Below are 24640 nucleotides of genomic sequence, written 5' to 3' on the forward strand. Positions count from 1 at the left end.
GCAGAGCTACGAGGTATCTAAAAAAGTTTTAGTTGTTTCTTATGATATCACGAAGCAGAGCTTCGGGGAATTAAACCCTGAGAGATTAAAAATTGATTATATCTGGCTTAATTAATTATAGAACTTTCCAACCTGCTATATCTCAAAATTAGCTAATCCAGAATTCAGGTTAGAAGCAAAAATGGCTCAAGATGGTATTGTGCTTACTGAGGCACAATTACAAGTGCTAGAGAAGCGTCGTAATGAAAAAGAAGCTCATGGAGAAATTGAGACACAGCATCCAGGGTATCTAGGATGCCAAGATACATATTATGTAGGCAACTTTAAGGGTATAGGTAAGGTTTATTCTCAGGTATTTATTGATAGCTACAGCAGAGTAGCTGATGTTAAACTATATACTGATAAAACAGCTTTAACTGCTGCTGATATGCTTAATGACCGAGTGTTACCATGGTATGAGACTCAAGGGATACCAATACTTCGTATTCTTACAGATCGTGGGTCAGAATATAAGGGGAATATAGAGCATCATGCTTTTGAATTATTTCTAAGTATCGAAGGTATAGAGCATACTACTACTAAAGCATATTCTCCTCAAACAAACGGTATGTGTGAGCGTTTTAATAAAACAATGAAACAAGAATTCTTTGATACAGCTATGCGGAAAAAGATTTATACAAATCTTGATGACCTACAATTAGATCTTGATATCTGGCTAGAGTATTTCAATAATGAAAGACCTCATTCTGGTAAATATTGTTATGGTAAAACTCCTATGCAAACTTTTAAGGATAGTAAGAAATTAGCTGTTGAAAAGAATAATGAAATCTTGTATCTTGAATATGTATCTGACAGTCAAAATTTAACTGACAATCAGGTACGAAATTTATAGTGTCTGTAAGATCAAATCTTGACTTCTACATCATTTTTGGGCTAGAGGATATATGGCAGTGAGTTCAGGTAATATTACTGACGAAATGATACAGCAGTATATTGATGAACAAGAAGGTGAGCCAGTAAATGATGATCGATTTCTAATCGATTCCACTTTATAATCCCTCAGCTTATAGCTGAGGGTTGTTTAGTTTATTTTACTAAATGTGAGATATAATCTTGTATCTTAGTATTGTCTTTAGTAAACAACTATAAGATACTTAAGGGCACTTAAGTAAGAAGACTAATATGCCGTATTAAATCTTAGGGCTATGTAACCCTGTAGTTGAGATCAAACAATTAGTCTTCACATACTCATTAAAGATCGGACGGTATTCTTAGGTCTTGAAATTAATCAATGAACCTGTATTTACAAGGTTGATCTTTGGGTATTCTACTTATTATTAACATAGAAGGTCAAATATGAGTAGCATTATTTTGGGTATAGATATTTCTAAAGCAACATTTGACGTAGCTTTATTAAATGATAATAAAATCAAAACCAAAAAGTTTAATAATACTGCAAAAGGCTTTGCTGCACTAAAACAATGGTTAGAAAAAAAGGGAATAGATACTGCTCACGCTTGTATGGAATCAACAGGTGGTTACGAAGTTAGGTTAGCTCAATATCTTTATGATAATACATTTAAAGTTAGTGTCGTAAATCCAGCTCGCATCAAGGGCTTTGCAATGAGCAAGCTTTCAAGAGTTAAAACTGACAAATCTGATTGTGAATTGATAGCTTCTTTTTGCAAGGCTATGCAACCTGATCTTTGGCAACCAACCCCTATACATATTAAAGAATTACAACAATGGGTAAGACGCTTGGATAGTTTGATTGCTAATAAAAATCAAGAAAATAATAGATTGAGCGGAGCAAGTAAAGCAGTTGCCATTAACATTATGATTCATATTGAATTTCTGGATAAGCAAATTAAGGAAGTAGAAGAACTTATCTCTAATCATATTAAAGGACACAAAGACTTACATGATAAAAGTAAACTTCTTGATTCAATCCCTGGTATAGGAGAAAAAACAATAGGAGTGATACTTGCTTTTCTTGTTGTAGAAAATTTTAATTCTGCAAAACAACTAGCTGCGTTTGTTGGTCTTAACCCAAAGCCAAAACAATCAGGCACTTCTGTCCATGGAATAGGAAAAATATCAAAAACAGGAGATGCTAATTTACGTAAAGCTTTTTATATGCCTGCCATAGTTGCTATAAAACATAATCCGATTATTAAGGATTTTAGTCAACGTTTGAGCAATGTTGGAAAATCTAAAATGGTTATAGTGATTGCTGCTATGCGTAAGTTGCTTCACATAATTTATGGTGTTCTTAATAACAAAACATCTTTTAGTGCAAATATAAAAACCCTGTAAAATAAAATTGAGGTAAAATAATGAAAAAGTTGTTGACACTCAAGACGGTATCTCAACTATTACAAATATTCGTCATGGGTAATTCTAATGTTCGTTCATCAGATCGATTTCTAATCGATTCCACTTTATAACCCCTCAGCTTATAGCTGAGGGTTGTTTAGTTCTTTGGTGCCATTATTATAACCAGCAACTATATTTACTCGCTCAGTAGCAAAACCTGCTTGCTCTGAGTAAGCTCTTGTTCCTCTTTCTGACCATCCGTACAACATGGTTATATTATTACTTACCCCCATTTCGTCACAATACACAAGTTTATCAGATGCTATTTGATCAATATATTCCACAAATTGTTTTCTAGCTTCTTCATCCCTGCCTTTGTATTTTGGCTCTTTTTTTATATGTAATTTTCATTCTATGAAGCGTGTCATAAAATGTGCTCATTGGCAGCTCGGGCGCTACTGCATCTCTTATATCTATAGCTCGGCTATCAGGATTATTTGCTAAAAATTCAATTATATTCTCCTTATTAGTAAACCTAGCATCACGTCCACTTTGCAGATGTTGTCTTGAGCTGTAGTCTCCATTTTCTTTATAACGTCTAATCCAATTTGATATCGTATGACGCTCTATACCTAATAAGTCTGATATTGCTTTTATTCTATATTTAGAGGTTTTGTGAAGACTGATTACCCTATCTCTTAAATCCTGACTGTATGCTTTCATCTCTACCGTAGTTAAAATCATTATCTTACATTATTCTAAGGAATAATTCTAGTCGCGTTAGCTATAGAAGATCGTTATGAAATTAGATTTTTAGAAATAGGAGTAGATAAAGATCACGTACATTTTTTATTACAGTCAATACCAATGTATAGCCCAACAAAAATAACTCAAATCATAAAAAGTATTACTTCTAAGAAAATGTTTGAGAAATATCCAAATCTTAAAGAAAAATTATGGGGAAGTGAGTTTTGGAGTAAAGGATATTTTATGAGCACAGTAGGTAAACATGGTGATGAGCAGAAATTACGTAATTATGTACAGAATCAAGGTTCAGGCAAACCTTCTTATAAACTGAAGTTTTGACAAAAAATGTTTATTAAAAAAAGTGGCGAGTGTATCAATCTATAATGTGTATTATATATCAAATAATTTACTTTAAATTGTAGAAATATCGCTTTTAAGCTGATAAAAGCACTAAATATTTAACTTTAAATATAAATTTTTACTTTAGTCAGAAAAATTAGAATTTTTGTCAAAACTTCAGGAGTAATATAGCTTGAAAAACACCCTTTGTGTCATGCCGTGGGGACATTGCCCGCGTGGATCAGTTTTCCAGTTGTCATCTAGCTCACTTGTAGCGGGATTCAGTTAAAAAGACTAATTTTATTAGTATTTTTAACTGGCTCTAGTTCATAAACCACGGGATGACAGGGGAACTATATCTTTTTACGTATAAATAAATATAACCCTATTGATAAAATAAAGAATATATTCAAGTAGCAAGCAGTAATAAAAGCTAAATTTTTTGAAGCAAAATTTTGTAATGTAAAGTGAGCAGAAGTAGCTATTAATACTGATAAAGCAGCAAATAATATCGGCATGAAAGTTGTTTTTTTACTATAAGGATATTTTAAGAAAACTGCCAATGCTAAAAATGGCAATACAAAATTATATAAAGGCCAGATGATTCGTTGGTGGGCTTCGGCAATTAATTTAATTTTTTTCATGGGATTTAAATCAACAGGAGGTTCAAGCAATTCTTCAATATAATATTCGTTTGCTTCCTTATTATGTGTTGTTCTTTGTGAGATTAATGGATTATCATTTTGCAGCTTTATCATCAATGAATCAAAAGTTAGCTGCGTTATATTCCCATTTATGTCATATTCTTGTCTACTACCCTTACTAAGCTCAAAAATAGGATCATTCTCATATATATCAAGTATGCCAGAATTTGCAAATACTACTGATGGGTTATCAGTATTGCGGTTATCAAATATGATTACGCCTTTCATAACATTCCCTGCAGATTTTTTATCTATATAAACAGTAATATCTTTCGTTATTTTGTTAAAAGTTTTTTCCTCAATCATACTTGATATGTAGTTATTCTTTATAAAGCTTAAACGTGATTTTAACTTTATATGGGATAAAGGCATGACAGTGGAAGATATATAATAAGCAAGTAATGCAACTATCAATGCAACATATAAAGCAGGTAAGGCTAATTGTAGGTTACCTACTCCCGAAGTTTGTAATATAATTAATTGCCTCTCAATTTTTAGGTTATTATAAATATAAATTATTGTAATAACTGTTATGATGGGTAACAGAATAAATAATAAGGTAGGCAGTACTAAAATTATTAAACTCAAGAAATCCATAACTTTTATACCTTTATCAAATAAATATAAAAGCTTTAATACTTGAGTAATCCATACCAAGCTAGTTATTGAAAAAGTAATGACTATAAGCAGAGGTAGGATATTTTTTATAAAATATTTTCTATACAACAGCATATATTTGTTCCAAATGTGTCATTCCGTGGCTTGATCGTCGTCATTGCGAGAAGCGTAGCGACGTGGCAATCTCATGAAGAAAAACGCCTGAGATTGCTTCGTCAAAACTTACAGTTTTTCCTCGCAATGACGAAGAATAAACCTGCCCACCCACTTTATTACATTATTTTTAAAAATTCGGTCAATTAGCCTACCAATTAATATTGTTATAAGCCCGGTGATAATACCATAAATTATGTCGCTTGGATAGTGCATAGCAAGACTAATGCGAGATAGAGACACTAATATAATAACACAAATCATTAATATTTTAACTGGTAATTTTACATAATTCCAAATAAAATACGTTAATAAAACGCTAAGTGCTGCGTGACTACTTGGAAAACTCGATAAGCATCTTTCACTTGCAGTATTTAATATAGTGATAAAACTTCCCTCAGGTAGGCTACAATAAGGGCGTGGTAAATTAACAGTAAATTTAAGAGCAGTAAAAACCAAACCAGATACGCCATATACTATCCCGATTTCAACTAATTTATTATAACTATGCCAAAATTTATTTTGTTGCTCATTATCGTTTTTGATTTTCTTTAGTTGAATATAAAGATATATACAGTATAAAATATATATTATGGCAAAATTAGCGATATTAAAACAAAAAGAAAATATTCTTAAAAAATAGGCAAACAGCCCGATATTAGTAATTTTATTTAAGAATAAAAATATTTCTTGGTTTAAACCGCAAAAATTATAAAAAACTTCAAACATTATTTTATTAGTTTATGTTACAGGTAACAATACTGGGCTGCGGAGCATCTATAGGCGTACCGGTAATCGGATGCGGTTGCTCTGTATGTTTATCAGATTCAAAGTACAATAAAAGAACTAGATCAGCAATATATATCGATGATGAAAATAGTCAAATATTAGTTGATTTTGGCTTTGATATCAAACATCAGCTAGTAAGAGAAAAGATAAATAAACTTGATTGTGCGGTATTAACCCATTATCATTCGGATCATCTTAACGGAATTGATGATTTGCGGATATTTGCTTTTATGCAGAATAAACCGCTAGAAATTTATACCGAAAATAATAGTGCTGAAAACTTGCATAAAAAATTTGATTATTTGTTTAGTACTAATTTATTCAAGCAAGGACAGATATTTGAAACTAAAAATGTTGATTTTTTTGAGAAAATTAAGATTAACACAATTGAAATACAGTTTTTTAGACAAAATCATGGTCCTATAGATAGTTTAGGTTTGCGGATAGGTGATTTTGTTTATTCGCCTGATGTTATTAATTTTCCCCCTGAGTCAGAAAAATTTTTGCAAAATATAAAAATATGGATTTTAGATTGCATGGATTATACTTCAAATAAAAACCATGCAGGGCTTGATAAAGTATTAGAGTGGCGAGAGAAATATAAACCAGAGCAAATATTATTGACAAATATGCGTCATACTATAGATTATCATGAAATTACAAAAATACTTCCAGATAATGTTAAGCCGCTTTATGATGGCTATAGGTTTATAGTGTAATATATGATTATTTTAGAAAAAGTTTGTAAGCGTTACGGCAAAAATTATGGCATTAAAAATATAGATTTAAGTTTTACCTCTAAAGAAACCACTGTAATAATTGGTCCGTCAGGGGGTGGTAAGACTACGTTATTGCGTGTTTTAAATAATTTAGAAGAGCCAACTAGCGGAACTTTGCTTGTAGATGGCAAAAAGCTGCTGCCAAAAGATAGAAGAAAATTGCGGCTAAAGGTGGGGATGGTTTTTCAGAATTTTAACCTCTTTCCGCATTTAACTGTAGGTGATAATCTGATCTATACACCAGTGAATGTTTTAAAAATTCCAAAAGATGAAGCTATATTAAAAGCAAAGGAATTGCTTGAGAAGTTTAAGCTAAGCCAGAAGTTTGACTCATATCCGGCAAATTTGTCCGGCGGGCAGAAACAGCGTATTGCAATAGCAAGGGCTTTAATGATGAAGCCAGAAATTTTATTATTTGATGAACCGACCTCAGCGTTAGATCCTGAAAATATTAAGGATGTGATCGAGAATATAAATTTACTAAAAGAACAAATGAGTATGGTAGTAGTAACCCATCACTTAAAATTTGCAAAACTGATAGCTGATCGTATTATTTTTATGGATCAAGGACAGATTTTAGCAAATCAGCCAGCCCAAGAGTTTTTTAACAACACAGCTTCTCATAGGGCTAGGTTGTTTTTAGAGAATATCGGGGATTTTCTATAAAGAAGTGCATTTCTGCACCTTTTTATAGAAAAGAATAAATGAGCCATAGCTTCATTCCAATTGGGGATAGGCATAGACCATTTTTTGGTAATATAATCAATTGTCGGCTCTGTTTCATCAATTGTGTAAATTTCGTGAGCCATTAAATCCTACCATCAAATTTGATCATAAAATGAGCCATAGCTTCATTCCAATTGGGGATAGGCATAGACCATTTTTTGGTAATATAATCAATTGTCGGCTCTGTTTCATCAATTGCGTAAATTTCGTGAGCCATTAAATCCTACCATCACATTTGATCATAAAATGAGCCATAGCTTCATTCCAATTGGGGATAGGCATAGACCATTTTTTGGTAATATAATCAATTGTCAGATATAAAATGTAATAGTTGAGATACCGTCTTGAGTGTCAACAACTTTTTCATTATTTTACCTCAATTTTATTTTACAGGGTTTTTATATTTGCACTAAAAGATGTTTTGTTATTAAGAACACCATAAATTATGTGAAGCAACTTACGCATAGCAGCAATCACTATAACCATTTTAGATTTTCCAACATTGCTCAAACGTTGACTAAAATCCTTAATAATCGGATTATGTTTTATAGCAACTATGGCAGGCATATAAAAAGCTTTACGTAAATTAGCATCTCCTGTTTTTGATATTTTTCCTATTCCATGGACAGAAGTGCCTGATTGTTTTGGCTTTGGGTTAAGACCAACAAACGCAGCTAGTTGTTTTGCAGAATTAAAATTTTCTACAACAAGAAAAGCAAGTATCACTCCTATTGTTTTTTCTCCTATACCAGGGATTGAATCAAGAAGTTTACTTTTATCATGTAAGTCTTTGTGTCCTTTAATATGATTAGAGATAAGTTCTTCTACTTCCTTAATTTGCTTATCCAGAAATTCAATATGAATCATAATGTTAATGGCAACTGCTTTACTTGCTCCGCTCAATCTATTATTTTCTTGATTTTTATTAGCAATCAAACTATCCAAGCGTCTTACCCATTGTTGTAATTCTTTAATATGTATAGGGGTTGGTTGCCAAAGATCAGGTTGCATAGCCTTGCAAAAAGAAGCTATCAATTCACAATCAGATTTGTCAGTTTTAACTCTTGAAAGCTTGCTCATTGCAAAGCCCTTGATGCGAGCTGGATTTACGACACTAACTTTAAATGTATTATCATAAAGATATTGAGCTAACCTAACTTCGTAACCACCTGTTGATTCCATACAAGCGTGAGCAGTATCTATTCCCTTTTTTTCTAACCATTGTTTTAGTGCAGCAAAGCCTTTTGCAGTATTATTAAACTTTTTGGTTTTGATTTTATTATCATTTAATAAAGCTACGTCAAATGTTGCTTTAGAAATATCTATACCCAAAATAATGCTACTCATATTTGACCTTCTATGTTAATAATAAGTAGAATACCCAAAGATCAACCTTGTAAATACAGGTTCATTGATTAATTTCAAGACCTAAGAATACCGTCCGATCTTTAATGAGTATGTGAAGACTAATTGTTTGATCTCAACTACAGGGTTACATAGCCCTAAGATTTAATACGGCATATTAGTCTTCTTACTTAAGTGCCCTTAAGTATCTTATAGTTGTTTACTAAAGACAATACTAAGATACAAGATTATATCTTACATTTAGTAAAATAAATTAATGTCCCCCTACGGGGATAAAAAATCCCTCGCCTTCAGGCGAAGGGAAGATATAATGAAGTTGCTTTAGCAACGAATTGATAAAAAGATATGAGAAGTTATAGAAAAAATAGTCATAGCCAGTATGATTTAAAAGTACATATTATATGGATACCAAAGTATAGAAAAAGAGCATTGGTAGGAAAAGTAACTGAGAGAGTCAGGGATTTATTAAGGCAAATTTGCATGGAACATGAAGCATATATAATTTCAGGTAAAGTATCTTGTGATCATGTTCATATATTTATTTCATACCGTCCTCAAGTGGCTTTAAGTAAGCTTGTACAATATCTAAAAGGGAGTAGCTCAAGAATATTATTGCAAGAATTTGCTCATTTAAGGAAACAATTTTGGGGTAATCATTTTTGGGCTAGAGGATATATGGCGGTGAGTTCAGGTAATATTACTGACGAAATGATACAGCAGTATATTGATGAACAAGAAGGTGAGCCAGTAAATGATGATCGATTTCTAATCGATTCCACTTTATAACCCCTCAGCTTATAGCTGAGGGTTGTTTAGTTATTAAATGGAGATAAAGAATGAACTTAAATCAAAAAATAATAAAACCAAAATTAGGTTTACTTGAATTAGCTAAGAGCCTTGGTAGTATATCATCAGCATGTAAAGCGATGGGATATAGTAGAGATAGTTATTACAGATTTAAAGAACTGTATTAAATTGGTGGCGAAGAAGCGTTGTATGAAATTAGTCGAAGAAAGCCAATAATAGCGAATAGAGTTGATCCTGCTGTAGAGAAAGCAGTACTAGATATGGCAATAGAATATCCAGCATATGGTCAGCTAAGAGTATCAAATGAGCTTAAAAAAACTGGTGTACTTGTATCACCTGGGGGAGTAAGATCAATTTGGTTACGTAATGATTTAAACAACATCAGTAAAAGACTTAAAGCATTAGAAGCAAAAATGGCTCAAGATGGTATTGTGCTTACTGAGGCACAATTACAAGTGCTAGAGAAGCGTCGTAATGAAAAAGAAGCTCATGGAGAAATTGAGACACAGCATCCAGGGTATCTAGGATGCCAAGATACATATTATGTAGGCAACTTTAAGGGTATAGGTAAGGTTTATTCTCAGGTATTTATTGATAGCTACAGCAGAGTAGCTGATGTTAAACTATATACTGATAAAACAGCTTTAACTGCTGCTGATATGCTTAATGACCGAGTGTTACCATGGTATGAGACTCAAGGGATACCAATACTTCGTATTCTTACAGATCGTGGGTCAGAATATAAGGGGAATATAGAGCATCATGCTTTTGAATTATTTCTAAGTATCGAAGGTATAGAGCATACTACTACTAAAGCATATTCTCCTCAAACAAACGGTATGTGTGAGCGTTTTAATAAAACAATGAAACAAGAATTCTTTGATACAGCGGAAAGTTCTATAATTAATTAAGCCAGATATAATCAATTTTTAATCTCTCAGGGTTTAATTCCCCGAAGCTCTGCTTCGTGATATCATAAGAAACAACTAAAACTTTTTTAGATACCTCGTAGCTCTGCTGCGAGGAGCATCATTGTTAGAAATGATTTATTAATCCACTGCTCGCTAATTTTACAAAAATCATCGACAAAACAAAATAATGCAGTAATATCTTTCTTCATGGGGATACTCTTGTTTTTTTGCTAAAAATTATATAGAGTATCTTCTATCCCTTGTAAATACTTACTTCCAAACCTAGATTAATCCAGAATTCAGGTTAGAAGTGCTATTAGAAAAGAAGATTGAGCCAATAATTGATCATATTACAGATTTACTAAATAGCCAGACTCAAACTGTTTGTTCAGTAAAAATTAATCAACCAATACTGTCTGAATATGATCAATTACATTGCTTTAAAACAATGGAGGTTGCATGAGTAAACAGATAATAACTCCGCAACCGCTAAATAATTTACTCAAGAACCTTTGCTTACCTAGTCCGTCCGCCAAAACTCTACAAGCCTTATAGATAATATGGTTTTAAGACAAGAAGTAATACAACAATCCGTAAGAAAATGATAAAATATGGTCATAAACCTTATGGATTTCAGTCAATGCCAATAGACAACATTATCAAATCGCAAGAACAAGGGAAACTGTTTGGTTATAAATTAAAAGAAGAATTAAACCCAAATAATAAGCTATATAAATTAAGAGAATTAATAAATTGGTCTAGGCTCGAAGAGTGGTTATCAAAAAATGTTTGTATTAAGAAATTTGGTAGAAATAGAAAATGTCATAGAGTGATGCTTGGCATAACGATGCTACAAGCAATGTATAATTTTTCAGATTCATTATCAGAGGAAGAGCTAAAAGAGAATATGTATTGGCAGTATTTCTGCGGGTGGGAATATATAGAAAAAGACATAGCTATCTCGGAAACTAGTATACGACGGTTTCGTAGTGTATTAGGTGAAGCTGGATATAATGAGATATTATCGGAGTTGATCAGGGTTGGGATAAAAACTAACACAATTAAAAAAAAAGATTTGGAATTAATCATCGCTGATACGACTGTACAAATTAAGAATATCAAACACCCACACGATGTTTATTTAATGGATAAAGCTAGGCTTAGCATAGTAAAGCTTTGCAACAGTTTGGGTATACATTTGAATGAAACATACGCTAGAACCTATAAACGCGATATAGTAAAGCTATGGAAATATAAAGAACATAGTAAAGCCAAGAAGCGTTGGAAAATAATGAAGCATTTAAAAATATTACTGGGTCGTTTGATTAGAGTATGTGAGCGTGAGATCAAAAATAAGCAATTAAACTTGTCTCTCAAAAATCAAGAAGTATTGCAAAAAATAAAACAAATACATAACCAATCTGTTTTAAAAAGAGAAGCTAAAAAGCAATATAAAGAAGATAACAAAGTATTATATAGTTTTCATGCCCCTGAAGTAGAGTGTATAGGAAAGGGAAAACGCAACAAGCCATATGAGTTTGGCAATAAAGTAGCGGTAGTAGTAAGTGGTCGTAGAAATTTTGTTTTATCCGCAAAATCGTTTCATAATAATCCTTATGATGGTCATACATTGCATCAGAGCTTTGAAGCAGTAGAGAGTGTCACTGGAATCAAGATAAAGAAATCATTTGTTGATCTTGGGTATAGTGGTAGCAATGTAAAGGAGAAGAGTAAGGTATATACCCCAAAAACGCGGAAGAAGTTGTTACAAGAGGACAAGTCTATGATCAAGAGACGCAGTGCCATAGAACCAATAATAGGTCACTTAAAGCAATATGGTCGGATGGGTAGAAACTTCTTGAAAGGTATGATAGGAGATATTATCAATCCAATAATCTCTGCTATTGGTTTGAATTTACGATGCATTGCAAATCATTTACAAATCGTGTCTAACTCCACATAAATCAAAAATATCATCATGCAAAAACTAGATGAACGATAAAAAATCGTTAACAATAGCTCCATATCAAAATTAGACCAACACAGAAATGTATCAGTAAAAATTAACATAACTTATTAATTTTTATTGAAAATCTTAGCAATTTGTTGTCAAAACTCTATCCCATTACAAATGATCAGGATTTGAAGTGTTTTTGGCGGATAGACTACCTACTTTTGCATCGTGCTATAAATCAGTTGCAGAAAGCTTTGAGCAAGAAAAGAAAACATATATAGATTATCTACAGGAGTTAGCCATACGTGAGTTAGAACATAGACAACAACAACGTATTGCCAGATTGCTGAAGCAAGCAAAACTCTCTCGAGATAAGTTATTAAGCAACTTTGATATTAAGCGTATCCCAGGATTATCGCCAACTAAGATCCAATATCTTGCACAAGGAGAATTTATGGATCGCTATGAAAATATACTTATTTTTGGTAATCCTGGCACTGGCAAAAGTCATCTTAGTATAGGTTTAGCGCGTGAGTGGTGTCTTGCTGGTAGACGTGTATTATATACAACAGCAGCTAATTTGGTTCAACAATTACTAGAAGCAAAGCTTAGTTTAAAACTTAAGCAAATTATTAAAAAATTCGATTATTTTGAAATATTGATAATTGATGATATATCATATGTACCATATAATCGTGAAGAAACTGATGTTTTATTTACCTTATTAGCTGAACGTTATGAAATGCGTAGTATATTAATTACTAGCAATTTAGTTTTTGCAAAATGGAATACTATTTTTAAAGATGAAATGACTACGTCAGCAGTTATTGACAGATTGGTTCACCATTCTTCAATTCTTGAACTCAATACTGAAAGTTATAGAATCGCTACAGCTAAAGGCAAAAAATTAACTATAAAATCGGAGGATAATAATGTAACACTTTAGACAATATTTTTTACTCAAAAATGGGTAATTTTAATATTCGTCATGGGTAATTCTAATGTTCGTTCATCACATATAGTATGGGTGACTAAATATCGCTATAATATATTGGTTGGTGATATTGGTAGGAGAGTCAAGGACCTAATCCAAGAGATCTGTAAGAATAATGGTGTAGAGATATTAAGAGGGAAGATAGCTTCAAATCACGTACATATCTATGTATCTGTGCCATCTTATCAAAGTATTAGTAAGGGGGTACAGTATCTAAAAGGAAAGAGTTCAAGGAAGATTCAGCAGGAATTTCCAGAATTACGGCAACAGTATTGGGGTAAACACTTATGGGCTGTTGGATATTTTGTCAGAACCACAGGCAATGTGACTGACAAAATGATTAAGGACTATATTGATAAACATGAATCGAGAGATGATAAGTTTGGAAACTTTCAAGTTGAAAACTAGCTATAGCTAAGGCATTTATGCCGTAATCTTAAGCCCTGCATTTACAATGCAGGGTGATTAACTAAAAAAAGTGGCGAGTGTATCAATCTATAATTTGTATTATATATCAAATAATTTACTTTAAATTGTAGAAATATCGCTTTTAAGCTGATAAAAGCACTAAATATTTAACTTTAAATATAAATTTTTACTTTAGTCAGAAAAATTAGAATTTTTGTCAAAACTTCAGTTATGAATAAAAATGGTTATTTAGTATTGTCAGGTTTTCTTGATAATCAATTGGAAGATGTTAGAGATGCTTATGAAAAAATAGGATTTGAGGTTAAAGAAATAATTTATAAAAATTCTTGGGTCATATTGATTGCAGCCTATTATAAATAATCATCATATTTGACTTTTCTAACATATTTTAGTACAATACTTACCTTTGAAACAAATAGAAAAATTTAATTTATGAGTACTACGAAAAGCGATAATTATATCTCGGAACTAAGAAAAGTAATTTGGCCTATTGAGAGGTATGAGAACAAAAAGTTTTTGCCAATGGCATTTATGATGTTTTGTATTTTACTAAATTACTCAACACTTCGTTCAATTAAAGACGGTTTTGTAGTAACTGATATAGGAGCTGAAGCAATAAGCTTCTTAAAAACTTATATAGTACTTCCTTCTGCGGTAATTGCTATGATAGTTTACGTTAAGCTATGTGACATTTTAAAGCAAGAAAACGTATTTTATGTAATTACTTCTTTTTTCCTAGCATATTTTGCATTATTTGCATTTGTTCTTTACCCTAATCCTGATTTAGTGCACCCTAATCCTAAAACTATAGAATCCTTAAGTTTAGCATATCCTAATTTTAAATGGTTTATAAGAATAGTTGGGAAATGGAGTTTTGCATCTTTCTATACTATGGCTGAGCTTTGGGGAACATTAATGCTAAGCTTACTATTTTGGCAATTTGCTAACCAAATTACTAAAACCGATGAAGCTAAGCGTTTTTATTCAATGTTTGGATTGCTTGCTAATTTAGCATTACCTGTAACATCGCTAATTATTGGGTATTTTTTACATGAAAAAACCCAAATAGTAGCAGAGCATTTAAAGTTTACTCCATTATTTGTTATTATGATAATAAGTAGTTTGGCTGTAATACTTACATATAGATGGATGAATAAAAATGTTTTAACTGATCCTAAACTTTATGATCCAGCACTTGTAAAAGAGAAAAAGGCTAAAGCTAAGATGTCGTTAATAGAAAGCTTTAAAATGATATTTACTTCTAAATATGTAGGTTATATCGCATTATTACTTATTGCTTATGGTATTTCTGTAAATCTCGTTGAAGGTGTTTGGAAATCAAAGTTAAAAGAATTACACCCGACAAAAGAAGCTTATACTATGTATATGGGGCAGTTTCAAGCTTATCAAGGTTGGGTTGCTATAGCTTTTATGATTATAGGAAGTAATATTTTGAGGAAAGTATCTTGGTTAACTGCTGCGATGATTACGCCTTTAATGATGCTAATTACCGGTATTGCGTTTTTTGCGTTTATCTTTTTTGATAGTGTAATTGCTATGTATCTAACAGGTATTTTAGCATCAGGTCCTTTAGCACTTGCGGTTATGATCGGTACAATTCAAAATGTTTTAAGTAAAGGTGTAAAATATTCTCTATTTGATGCTACTAAAAATATGGCTTATATTCCACTTGATAAAGATTTACGAGTAAAAGGTCAAGCTGCTGTTGAAGTTATCGGCGGAAGATTTGGTAAATCAGGTGGTGCTATTATTCAATCTACATTTTTTATCATATTCCCGGCATTAGGGTTTGTTGAAGCAACCCCATATTTTGCTTCTATATTTTTTGTGATAGTAATATTATGGATATATGCCGTTAAGGGATTAAATAAAGAATATCAAGTTTTAGTAAATAATACTGAAAAATAGTTTCAATATAAGAAAATAGGTTTTTAGGGACCTGTTTTCTTTATAATTATAGGATTTATGATATGAGAAATACAAAATATGAAGTTAAAATTCCAAGAACACCATATGTTAAGAAATATAATAGTTGGCGAATAAGGATTTTGTATTCTATCATTATAGGTTATGCAACTTTTTATTTTTGTCGTCAAAATTTTAATATAGCAACGCCAGCTATTAGAGAATATTTTGATGTTACAAAAACTCAAATCGGTTGGATATTAACTGCTTCTTCCATAATGTATGGAGTTAGTAAATTTTGTAATGGATTTATCAGTGATAAGACTAATGCTCGGATATTTATGGTTTTGGGGCTTTTGTGCGTGGGTATTATCACTATTCTAATAGGCTTTTCAGATTCTTTATTCCTTATTGGTATTTTGTGGATAGCAAGTAATTGGTTTCAGTCAATGGGCTGGCCTCCTGCTACAAAAATGTTAACTCACTGGTTTGCTTCTAAAGAGCTAGGAACTAAATGGGCAATGGGAGCAACTTCTAACCAAATAGGCGGTGCTCTTGCTATGGTAAGCTGTGGTTACCTGATTGATAAGTTCGGTTGGAGATCTGCTTTTTTTGTACCTGGCGTGGTTGCTTGTGTAGTATCAATTTTTTTATATAATAGACTTCGTAATTCTCCCAAAGAAGTAGGTTTGTCTACAGTTGAAGAATATAAAAATTACCCTCCTGAATTAATAAGTGATTATGGTAAATTGCCAACTGCCGAATTACTTAAAATAGTATTTTGCAATAAATTAATATGGTATGTTTGTTTAGCAAACATGTTTGTATATATAATACGTTTAGGGGTAATTTATTGGGCTCCTACATTTTTAAAAGATTTACGAGGTATAAGTCTTTTAAATGCTGGTTTACAAATAGGTTTATATGAAATGATAAGCATTCCAGGGGCGTTAATAGCAGGCTTTTTATCTGATAAATTATTTCAAGGAAGACGTGGTCCTGTAAGTACAATATGTATGCTAGCACTTAGTTTATTGCTAATCTTATTTTGGAAGCTTCCTATCCAAAGCGAGTTGCTAAGTATAGTAATTCTTTCTCTTGTTGGTTTTTTTGTCTCAGGTCCACAACTACTTGTAGGTATTACCGTGGCTGATTTTAGTACTCGTCAAGCTGTTGGCACAGCTAATGGATTATCAGGATTGTTTGGTTATTTAGGAGCAGCAATTGCAGGAGTCGGTGTTGGATGGATAAGTGATAATTATGGATGGGATGGGGTGTTTATATTTTTTAGTATTTCTGTTCTTTTAGGAAGTAGCTTATTCGCTTTAACATGGAATTGTTCAGCAAAGAAATAAATTTAATCTCTCAGGGTTTAATTCCCCGAAGCTCTGCTTCGTGATATCATAAGAAAACAACTAAAACTTTTTTAGATACCTCGTAGCTCTGCTGCGAGGAGCATCATTAATTATATAAATGGGTTAAAAATGACAATACAATATACTTTTTCAATGATTAAGCCTGATGCTATAAAAAGGAATAAAATAGGGCAAGTTAATACTTACTTAGAAAATGCGGGCTTAAAAATAGTAGCTCAGAAAATGACAACTTTAACTAAATATGAAGCAGAATGTTTTTATGATGAACATAGAGCAAGGCCATTTTTTGATAGTTTAGTTGAATATATTACTTCAGGTCCAGTAGTGCTTCAAGTTCTTAAAGGTATGGACGCTATAACTTTAAACCGTAAAGTTATGGGAGCAACTAATCCAGCAGAAGCTGAAGCTGGAACTATTAGAAAGGATATAGGTGAATCAATTGAAGCTAATAGTATTCACGGTTCTGATAGTGAAAATAGTGCAAAAAGAGAAATTAAGTTTTTCTTTAAAAAATCTGAAATTATATAATAATTAATGCAAAAATATGACGTAATAGTGATAGGAGGTGGGCATGCTGGTGTTGAAGCTGCTGCCGCCTCCGCACGTCTTTGGGTTTCTACTCTATTAATTACGCCAAAACCAGAAAATTTGGGTGAAATGTCCTGTAATCCTGCAATTGGTGGAATTGCAAAAGGTACATTAGTGAAGGAAATTGATGCACTTGATGGATTAATGGGATATGTTATAGATCAAGCTGGTATACACTATAAAATGCTTAATGAAACTAGAGGACCAGCAGTTTGGGGACCTAGAGCACAAGCCGATAGAAAGCTTTATAAAAAAGCAATGTATCAAATACTAACAAACTACCCAAATTTAGAAATACTATATGCAAAAGTAGAAGATATTGAAATTAAATCTTCAGAAATAAAAGCAGTCATCTTAAATAATGGTAGTAAAATACCATGTCAAAAAATTATATTAACTACAGGTACATTTTTATCAGGGCTAATTCATATTGGATCAAAAAAAATCCCTGCTGGTAGAGTAGATGAAGAACCATCTTATGGGTTATCAAATACCTTAAGAAGACTAGGTTTTAAACTCTCGCGATTAAAAACAGGCACCCCTCCAAGAATCGATGGGCGTACTATTGATTACAGTAAAGTAGAATCACAACCTGGGGATAAAATGCCTAGACCTTTTTCAGAATTAACTGATAATGTAAATGTCCCCCAAATAAATTGCTTTGTAACAAAAACTACTACAGAAACGCATAATATTATCCGAGCAAACCTTGGTAAATCCGCAATGTACTCTGGTCAAATAGAGGGGATAGGTCCACGTTATTGTCCTTCTATAGAAGATAAAATAGTTAGATTTAGTACAAAATCAGAGCATCGTATTTTTTTAGAGCCTGAAGGGTTAGACGACCATACAATTTATCCAAACGGAATTTCTACTTCTTTACCTGAAGAAGTACAACATCAATTAATAAAAACTATCCCAGGCTTAGAGAATGCAATAATTTTACGTCCAGGTTATGCTATAGAGTATGATTATATTGATCCACGTGAAATAAGTAGTACACTGGAAACAAAAAAAATAACAGGTTTGTATTTTGCAGGTCAAATTAATGGTACTACAGGATATGAAGAAGCTGCAGGACAAGGTATAGTAGCAGGTATTAATGCCGCTTTAGCAGTAAAAAATCAACAGCCTGTTGTACTAACAAGAGCAAATAGTTATATTGGAGTCATGATAGATGATTTAACGTCGTTTGGAACGTTAGAGCCATATCGGATGTTTACTTCACGTTCAGAATATAGATTATCTATAAGAGCAGATAATGCTGATTTACGTTTGACAGAGATGGGAATAAGTATTGGTGTTATATCTGAAAAGCGTAAAGAAATATTTGCAATAAAATGTAAAAATATAGAAAGTACAAAATCATTATTAAATACTTTATCTTTAACTACTAGTAAACTCGCTAAAATGGGGATACAAGTTGCACAGGATGGTACACATAAAACAGTGTTAGATTTATTTAAAATACCTAATTTTGATGTTGAACAAGCTATTAAAATTTTTCCTGTACTTAAAGATATAGATAATAATATTTTACAACTACTTTATATTGAAGCTAAATATGCTTCGTATTTAGCCAGGCAACATGCTGACATTAATTTATTCCAAAGCGAGGAAGCTTATCCAATTCCTAAAAATATTGACTATTTTAAAATACCAAGTATATCATTAGAAATACAGGAAAAGCTTTCTTATCATAACCCTATTACTATTGCTGCGGCACGACAAATTTCCGGTGTTACTCCTGCTGCAATTACTGCTATTATAATTTATTTAAAAACTAAATATAATGATAGAAGTTCCACATGAAGTAATTGAAAAATTACAAATTTTTCAAGAATTAGTACAAAAGTGGAATAAAGCTATTAACCTTATATCAGAAAATAGTACGCAAAATTTTTGGAAACGTCATATATTAGATTCCTTGCAATTAATACAGTATATTAACGATAAAGAAATACATTTGGTTGATATAGGAAGTGGGGCAGGTTTTCCAGGTATAATATTGTCTATCGCTGGAGTAGAAAAGACAAGTTTAATAGAAGCTGATTTACGTAAATGCATCTTTTTAGAGAAAGCAGCAAAAATATCAAATAATAATATACAAATAATTAATCAAAGAATTGAAAAAACAGAAATAAGCTGTAATATATTAACCTGTAGAGCTTTTTCTAATTTAAATACAATATTTGATTGCACAAAAAATATCTCTGTGCCAAATAAATTTTTGCTTCCAAAAGGAAAAAGCTATTTATCTGAAATAAAAGAAGCTAGAAAAAAATGGTTATTTAAGTGTTTAATAAACCAAAGTATAACTTCAAAAGAAAGTAAAATTTTAGAAATTAGCGGCTTAACAAAAATAATATGACTGTAAAAGTAATTTCCGTAGTTAATCAAAAAGGAGGTGTAGCTAAAACTACTACCACTGTAAATTTAGCTACTGCTCTTGCAGCTATGGATAAAAAAGTTTTAGTAATAGACCTTGACCCTCAAGGTAATAGTAGTACTGGTTTTGGCGTTAGTCAACAACAACGAAAAAATACTATATATCAAGCATTAACAAATATAATCAAATTAAAAGATACAATAATCTCTACTAATATTCCAAATTTAGAAATAATAACCTCAAATACTAATTTATCTGCTGCTGAACTAGATTTAGTAAAATTAGAAGAACGAGAATATATTTTAATGAAGTTATTAGAAGAAATAAAAGCATTATATGATTATATAATTATTGACTGCCCACCTTCGTTAAATTTATTAACAATAAATGCTTTAGTGGCAGGCGATGAGGTATTAATTCCAATGCAATGTGATTTTTATTCTTTGGAAGGGTTAAGTCATTTGCTAAAGACAGTTGAAATTATAGAAAAAAGATTAAACCCTAAGATAAAGATTGCAGGTATATTATTTACAATGTATGATAGGCGTAATCGTTTAACTGAGCAAGTAGAAGAAGATGTAAGAAGTTGTTTAGGAGAATTAGTGTTTAAAACTGTAATTCCTAGAAACATTAAATTATCTGAAGCTCCTTCATATGGAAAACCTGCTATTATATATGATTATAAATGTGCAGGAGCAGTGGCGTATATGGAACTTACAAAAGAAATTTTGGGAAGAGATAATGAAAAATAAAGGGTTAGGTAGAGGCTTGTCTTCATTATTAGGTGAAGAGGTTATATCTACAGAAAAAGAAAGTTTAGAAATAGTACAAATTATAAATATTGATAGAATAAAACCAAATGAAAATCAGCCTAGAAAACATTTTGAATATGATAAAATAAAAGAATTATCAGATTCTATATTAAATAATGGTTTACTTCAGCCTATTATTATTGATAATAGTTTTCAAATTATAGCAGGTGAAAGACGCTGGCGTGCATGTAAATTAGCAAAGATTTCTGAGATACCGGTAATTATAAAAAATTTAGATGCTAAAGAGAGTATGGAAATAGCACTAATTGAGAATATACAAAGATCGGATTTAACAGTCATGGAAGAAGCTCGTGGCTTTAAATATTTAGTAGAAAATTTTAATTATACAGCAGAAAAATTAGCAGAAAGACTTGGTAAAAGCCGTAGTCATATAGCTAATTTACTAAGGCTCAATAATTTACCACAATCTATTCAAAATAAATTAGATGAAAATATACTTAGTATGGGACATGCTAGATGCTTAATAAATCATGAGCATGCAGAAGTAATAGCAAATTATGTTATAGACAATGATTTGAATGTGCGTCAAACAGAAGAGTTAGTGAGGCAATGGTCTCAAAATGAATATACGAAGTATCCTGATAATAATAGAATAGGAAAACAACTTTTTAAAGAAAAAACAGAAGATAATGATTTACAATCATTAGTAAAAATTTTGTCAGAAAAATTTAATATAAAAGTGACAATAGAAAATTATTCTTTAGGAGGAAAGTTAATATTCCATTATAAGGATTTAAAAGAATTAGATAAAATTTTGTTAGAGTTAAGTTAATACAAGGAAATAAATAATTTATGTCATCTCAATATATTTATGAAATAAATGGTTTAAGTAAAACTATAAACGGTAAGAAAATTTTAAAAGAAACAAATTTATCTTTTTTACCAAGTGCTAAAATTGGAATAATAGGACCAAATGGAGTAGGTAAGTCTACTTTATTAAAAATTATGGCAGGTATAGATAAGGAATTTGATGGTAAAGCAATGGCAGCACTAAATATAAAAGTAGGCTATTTACCTCAAGAACCATATCTTAATCCAAATAAAAATGTATTTGATAATATTATGGAAGGCCTGCATGAGAAAAAAAAGCTTATCGATGAATTTAATGAAATAAGTAATAAGCTGGCTACTGAAATCACTGATGAAGAAATGAATCAACTTTTTGATAAGCAGGCAGAATTACAAGAAAAAATAGATAATTGTGATGCGTGGGATTTAGAGCGAGAAATAGAAATTGCAATGCTAGCATTGCGTTGCCCATCAAAAGAGGCAAATATTAATGAAATTTCTGGTGGAGAAAAAAGAAGAGTTGCTTTATGTAAACTTCTTTTAGAAAAACCTGATATGTTATTACTTGATGAGCCGACAAATCATTTAGATGCAGAATCAGTTTCTTGGCTTGAGAACTATCTTAAAGAATATAAAGGTACTGTAATAGTTATTACACATGATCGCTATTTTTTAGATAATGTTACAGAATGGATATTAGAAATAGATAGAGGTCATTGTGTACCTTGGAAGTCTAATTATAGTTCGTGGTTGGAACAAAAACAAGAAAAATTGGCTCTAGAAAGTAAAGAAGAAGATGAGCGAAAAAAACAATTAAATCGTGAATTAGAATGGATTCGTCAAGCCCCAAAGGCTAGACAATCAAAAAGCAAAGCTCGTATTACAGCATATCAAGAGTTGTTAAACAAACAGCAGGAACAAAAAAGTGATCCTACTCAAATAATTGTACCTAATGGTCCACGTCTTGGTGATTTAGTTATTGAAGCAGCACATATAGCCACAAAATACAATGATAAAACGCTCTTATCGGATTTTAGTTTTAAAGTTCCACGTGGAGCGATTGTAGGGATAATTGGACCAAATGGTGCAGGGAAAACTACATTATTTAATATTATTACAGGTAAAGTAAAACCTGATAAAGGCTCTATTAAAATTGGTTCAACAGTAAAATTAGGATATGTTGACCAATCGCGTGATCATTTAGATGGTAATAAAACTGTTTGGGAAGAAATTGCAGAAGGATTAGATGAACTACAGCTTGGTAGCAGAATAGTTAAAAGTAGAGCGTATTGTGCAGCTTTTAATTTTAGGGGAGGTGATCAGCAAAAAAAAGTTGGACAACTTTCTGGAGGAGAGCGTAATAGGGTGCATTTAGCGAAGTTATTAAAAGAAGGAGCAAATGTTATATTATTAGATGAACCATCTAATGACTTAGATATTGATACGTTAAGAGCTCTTGAAGATGCAATTTTAGATTTTGCAGGTTGTGTATTAGTAATTAGTCATGACAGATGGTTTTTAGATAGGATAGCTACTCACATTATTGCATATGATATAAAAGGCAATGCCACTTGGTTTGAAGGAAATTATCAGGATTATCACGAGTATATGTTAAAAATAAATGGAGAAAATACTTTAAATCCAAAATATAAGCATAAAAAATTAATTTAAATATGTCACTAATACAAACATTAATAGTGTTATTTATAGGATTGTTTGTAATAAAACCTGATGATATTCCTATGCTTATCAATCAAATAAAAAAAATTAAATCTTATTTTAGTAATGTTGGTTCATCAGAAGTGGAACAATTAAATTTCTACATACAAAAAATTATTAGCATAGAGGGGTACTATGATGGTGACTATAATTTAGTTGCAATAAAAGAAAAGTATAATAAATTAATCAAATCAGTTATAAATAATGATTTAAATAATACTAATGAATAGTACAGTTCAACATTTTTTGGTTCATTTGTAGAAGTTAAGATTTGATCTTACAGACACTATAAATTTTGCCCCTGATTGTCAGTTAAATTTTGACTGTCAGATACATATTCAAGATACAAGATTTCATTATTCTTTTCAACAGCTAATTTCTTACTATCCTTAAAAGTTTGCATAGGAGTTTTTCCATAACAATATTTACCAGAATGAGGTCTTTCATTATTGAAATACTCTAGCCAGATATCAAGATCTAATTGTAGGTCATCAAGAGCTGTATAAATCTTTTTCCGCATAGCTGTATCAAAGAATTCTTGTTTCATGGTTTTATTAAAACGCTCACACATACCGTTTGTTTGAGGAGAATATGCTTTAGTAGTAGTATGCTCTATACCTTCGATACTTAGAAATAATTCAAAAGCATGATGCTCTATATTCCCCTTATATTCTGACCCACGATCTGTCAGAATACGAAGTATTGGTATCCCTTGAGCCTCATACCATGGTAACACTCGGTCATTAAGCATATCAGCAGCAGTTAAAGCTGTTTTATCAGTATATAGTTTAACATCAGCTACTCTGCTGTAGCTATCAATAAATACCTGAGAATAAACCTTACCTATACCCTTAAAGTTGCCTACATAATATGTATCTTGGCATCCTAGATACCCTGGATGCTGTGTCTCAATTTCTCCATGAGCTTCTTTTTCATTACGACGCTTCTCTAGCACTTGTAATTGTGCCTCAGTAAGCACAATACCATCTTGAGCCATTTTTGCTTCTAATGCTTTAAGTCTTTTACTGATGTTGTTTAAATCATTACGTAACCAAATTGATCTTACTCCCCCAGGTGATACAAGTACACCTGTCTTTTTAAGCTCATTTGATACTCTTAGCTGACCATATGCTGGATATTCTATTGCCATATCTAGTACTGCTTTCTCTACAGCAGGATCAACTCTATTCGCTATTATTGGCTTTCTTCGACTAATTTCATACAACGCTTCTTCGCCACCAGTTTCATACAGTTCTTTAAATCTGTAATAACTATCTCTACTATATCCCATCGCTTTACATGCTGATGATATACTACCAAGGCTCTTAGCTAATTCAAGTAAACCTAATTTTGGTTTTATTATTTTTTGATTTAAGTTCATTCTTTATC

The 24640-nt window shown here is 31.6% G+C and carries 25 protein-coding genes and 4 pseudogenes; 21 read left to right on the top strand and 8 right to left on the bottom strand.

What is annotated here, in order from left to right:
• Positions 1-169: 169 nt before the first annotated feature.
• The 3 genes and pseudogenes from AAHI98_RS06015 to AAHI98_RS06025 all read left to right on the top strand — a co-directional run.
• Positions 170-892: pseudogene (locus AAHI98_RS06015) on the top strand (integrase core domain-containing protein); the annotation flags it as partial.
• Between the two features lie 28 nt (positions 893-920).
• A pseudogene (locus AAHI98_RS06020) lies at positions 921-1055 on the top strand (transposase); the annotation flags it as partial.
• A 301-nt stretch (positions 1056-1356) separates the two neighbouring features.
• A complete protein-coding gene (locus tag AAHI98_RS06025) occupies positions 1357-2316 on the top strand; it encodes a transposase (RefSeq protein WP_342224639.1) in 960 nt (319 codons plus the stop codon).
• A 140-nt stretch (positions 2317-2456) separates the two neighbouring features.
• Here the strand turns inward: AAHI98_RS06025 and AAHI98_RS06030 are convergent, their stop codons facing one another.
• Together AAHI98_RS06030 and AAHI98_RS06035 are read right to left on the bottom strand one after the other, a co-directional pair.
• Positions 2457-2609: a hypothetical protein gene (locus AAHI98_RS06030; RefSeq protein WP_342225322.1), complete on the bottom strand. Its 153-nt coding sequence runs from the start codon at positions 2607-2609 to the stop codon at positions 2457-2459.
• A gap of 70 nt (positions 2610-2679) precedes the next feature.
• Entirely contained in the window at positions 2680-3060 is a 381-nt protein-coding gene (locus tag AAHI98_RS06035) for an IS630 transposase-related protein (protein ID WP_342224696.1), read from the bottom strand.
• A gap of 42 nt (positions 3061-3102) precedes the next feature.
• On the opposite strand from AAHI98_RS06035, the gene tnpA (AAHI98_RS06040) reads away from it, so the two are divergent.
• Positions 3103-3402: an IS200/IS605 family transposase gene (tnpA, locus tag AAHI98_RS06040; RefSeq protein ID WP_342225392.1), complete on the top strand. Its 300-nt coding sequence runs from the start codon at positions 3103-3105 to the stop codon at positions 3400-3402.
• A gap of 353 nt (positions 3403-3755) precedes the next feature.
• On the opposite strand, the gene AAHI98_RS06045 is transcribed toward tnpA (AAHI98_RS06040), so the two are convergent.
• Together AAHI98_RS06045 and AAHI98_RS06050 are read right to left on the bottom strand one after the other, a co-directional pair.
• Positions 3756-4838, bottom strand: coding sequence for an LptF/LptG family permease (locus AAHI98_RS06045; protein WP_342225323.1), 1083 nt, complete (start codon positions 4836-4838; stop codon positions 3756-3758).
• 108 nt (positions 4839-4946) lie between these two features.
• Entirely contained in the window at positions 4947-5606 is a 660-nt protein-coding gene (locus AAHI98_RS06050) for a phosphatase PAP2 family protein (protein WP_342225324.1), read from the bottom strand.
• Positions 5607-5620: 14 nt separating this feature from the next.
• Here AAHI98_RS06050 and AAHI98_RS06055 point away from each other — a divergent pair, with 14 nt between their 5' ends.
• The gene (locus tag AAHI98_RS06055; protein WP_342225325.1) at positions 5621-6385 is read left to right on the top strand and encodes an MBL fold metallo-hydrolase; all 765 of its coding nucleotides are present in this window, start codon (positions 5621-5623) and stop codon (positions 6383-6385) included.
• A 3-nt stretch (positions 6386-6388) separates the two neighbouring features.
• Positions 6389-7111: an amino acid ABC transporter ATP-binding protein gene (locus tag AAHI98_RS06060; protein ID WP_342225326.1), complete on the top strand. Its 723-nt coding sequence runs from the start codon at positions 6389-6391 to the stop codon at positions 7109-7111.
• A gap of 142 nt (positions 7112-7253) precedes the next feature.
• Here the strand turns inward: AAHI98_RS06060 and AAHI98_RS06065 are convergent, their stop codons facing one another.
• Together AAHI98_RS06065 and AAHI98_RS06070 are read right to left on the bottom strand one after the other, a co-directional pair.
• Positions 7254-7388, bottom strand: a complete 135-nt coding sequence (locus tag AAHI98_RS06065) for a hypothetical protein (RefSeq protein WP_342225327.1) — start codon at positions 7386-7388, stop codon at positions 7254-7256.
• A gap of 170 nt (positions 7389-7558) precedes the next feature.
• Positions 7559-8518: a transposase gene (locus tag AAHI98_RS06070; protein WP_342224639.1), complete on the bottom strand. Its 960-nt coding sequence runs from the start codon at positions 8516-8518 to the stop codon at positions 7559-7561.
• Positions 8519-8881: 363 nt separating this feature from the next.
• On the opposite strand from AAHI98_RS06070, the gene tnpA (AAHI98_RS06075) reads away from it, so the two are divergent.
• Together tnpA (AAHI98_RS06075) and AAHI98_RS06080 are read left to right on the top strand one after the other, a co-directional pair.
• The gene (tnpA, locus tag AAHI98_RS06075) at positions 8882-9322 is read left to right on the top strand and encodes an IS200/IS605 family transposase (RefSeq protein ID WP_342224764.1); all 441 of its coding nucleotides are present in this window, start codon (positions 8882-8884) and stop codon (positions 9320-9322) included.
• Positions 9323-9372: 50 nt separating this feature from the next.
• A pseudogene (locus AAHI98_RS06080) lies at positions 9373-10233 on the top strand (IS481 family transposase); the annotation flags it as partial.
• Positions 10234-10367: 134 nt separating this feature from the next.
• Here the strand turns inward: AAHI98_RS06080 and AAHI98_RS06085 are convergent.
• Positions 10368-10463: pseudogene (locus AAHI98_RS06085) on the bottom strand (IS982 family transposase); the annotation flags it as partial.
• A gap of 392 nt (positions 10464-10855) precedes the next feature.
• On the opposite strand from AAHI98_RS06085, the gene AAHI98_RS06090 reads away from it, so the two are divergent.
• The 13 genes from AAHI98_RS06090 to AAHI98_RS06150 all read left to right on the top strand — a co-directional run bounded on the left by AAHI98_RS06090 (position 10856) and on the right by AAHI98_RS06150 (position 23481).
• The gene (locus AAHI98_RS06090; RefSeq protein ID WP_342224717.1) at positions 10856-12217 is read left to right on the top strand and encodes an IS5 family transposase; all 1362 of its coding nucleotides are present in this window, start codon (positions 10856-10858) and stop codon (positions 12215-12217) included.
• 190 nt (positions 12218-12407) lie between these two features.
• Positions 12408-13154, top strand: coding sequence for an IS21-like element helper ATPase IstB (gene istB, locus AAHI98_RS06095; RefSeq protein ID WP_342225329.1), 747 nt, complete (start codon positions 12408-12410; stop codon positions 13152-13154).
• Between the two features lie 42 nt (positions 13155-13196).
• Positions 13197-13610 (top strand): IS200/IS605 family transposase, encoded by a 414-nt coding sequence (gene tnpA / locus AAHI98_RS06100; protein ID WP_342225330.1) that lies wholly within the window; start codon positions 13197-13199, stop codon positions 13608-13610.
• Positions 13611-13841: 231 nt separating this feature from the next.
• Positions 13842-13991: a 50S ribosomal protein L11 methyltransferase gene (locus AAHI98_RS06105; RefSeq protein ID WP_342225331.1), complete on the top strand. Its 150-nt coding sequence runs from the start codon at positions 13842-13844 to the stop codon at positions 13989-13991.
• A 72-nt stretch (positions 13992-14063) separates the two neighbouring features.
• The gene (tlc1, locus tag AAHI98_RS06110) at positions 14064-15560 is read left to right on the top strand and encodes an ATP/ADP exchange transporter Tlc1 (RefSeq protein WP_342225332.1); all 1497 of its coding nucleotides are present in this window, start codon (positions 14064-14066) and stop codon (positions 15558-15560) included.
• A gap of 62 nt (positions 15561-15622) precedes the next feature.
• Positions 15623-16912 (top strand): MFS transporter, encoded by a 1290-nt coding sequence (locus AAHI98_RS06115; protein ID WP_342225333.1) that lies wholly within the window; start codon positions 15623-15625, stop codon positions 16910-16912.
• A 129-nt stretch (positions 16913-17041) separates the two neighbouring features.
• Positions 17042-17461, top strand: coding sequence for a nucleoside-diphosphate kinase (ndk, locus tag AAHI98_RS06120; protein ID WP_342225334.1), 420 nt, complete (start codon positions 17042-17044; stop codon positions 17459-17461).
• A 6-nt stretch (positions 17462-17467) separates the two neighbouring features.
• Positions 17468-19333 (top strand): tRNA uridine-5-carboxymethylaminomethyl(34) synthesis enzyme MnmG, encoded by a 1866-nt coding sequence (gene mnmG, locus AAHI98_RS06125; protein WP_342225335.1) that lies wholly within the window; start codon positions 17468-17470, stop codon positions 19331-19333.
• A complete protein-coding gene (rsmG, locus tag AAHI98_RS06130) occupies positions 19314-19892 on the top strand; it encodes a 16S rRNA (guanine(527)-N(7))-methyltransferase RsmG (protein WP_342225336.1) in 579 nt (192 codons plus the stop codon). The genes mnmG and rsmG overlap by 20 nt, the downstream gene beginning before the upstream one ends.
• Positions 19889-20662 (top strand): ParA family protein, encoded by a 774-nt coding sequence (locus tag AAHI98_RS06135; RefSeq protein ID WP_342225337.1) that lies wholly within the window; start codon positions 19889-19891, stop codon positions 20660-20662. The genes rsmG and AAHI98_RS06135 overlap by 4 nt, the downstream gene beginning before the upstream one ends.
• Complete coding sequence (locus tag AAHI98_RS06140) at positions 20649-21515, top strand: ParB/RepB/Spo0J family partition protein (protein ID WP_341792491.1); 867 nt, start codon at positions 20649-20651, stop codon at positions 21513-21515. The genes AAHI98_RS06135 and AAHI98_RS06140 overlap by 14 nt, the downstream gene beginning before the upstream one ends.
• A 20-nt stretch (positions 21516-21535) precedes the next feature.
• Positions 21536-23203: an energy-dependent translational throttle protein EttA gene (ettA, locus tag AAHI98_RS06145; protein ID WP_342225338.1), complete on the top strand. Its 1668-nt coding sequence runs from the start codon at positions 21536-21538 to the stop codon at positions 23201-23203.
• Positions 23204-23205: 2 nt separating this feature from the next.
• A complete protein-coding gene (locus tag AAHI98_RS06150; RefSeq protein WP_342225339.1) occupies positions 23206-23481 on the top strand; it encodes a DUF2672 domain-containing protein in 276 nt (91 codons plus the stop codon).
• Between the two features lie 56 nt (positions 23482-23537).
• Here AAHI98_RS06150 and AAHI98_RS06155 read toward each other — a convergent pair whose 3' ends face one another.
• Positions 23538-24632, bottom strand: coding sequence for an IS481 family transposase (locus AAHI98_RS06155; RefSeq protein ID WP_342225340.1), 1095 nt, complete (start codon positions 24630-24632; stop codon positions 23538-23540).
• Positions 24633-24640 lie beyond the last annotated feature (8 nt).

It is taken from the genome of Rickettsia endosymbiont of Urophora cardui, from assembly GCF_964030725.1.
Lineage (GTDB): Bacteria > Pseudomonadota > Alphaproteobacteria > Rickettsiales > Rickettsiaceae > Rickettsia.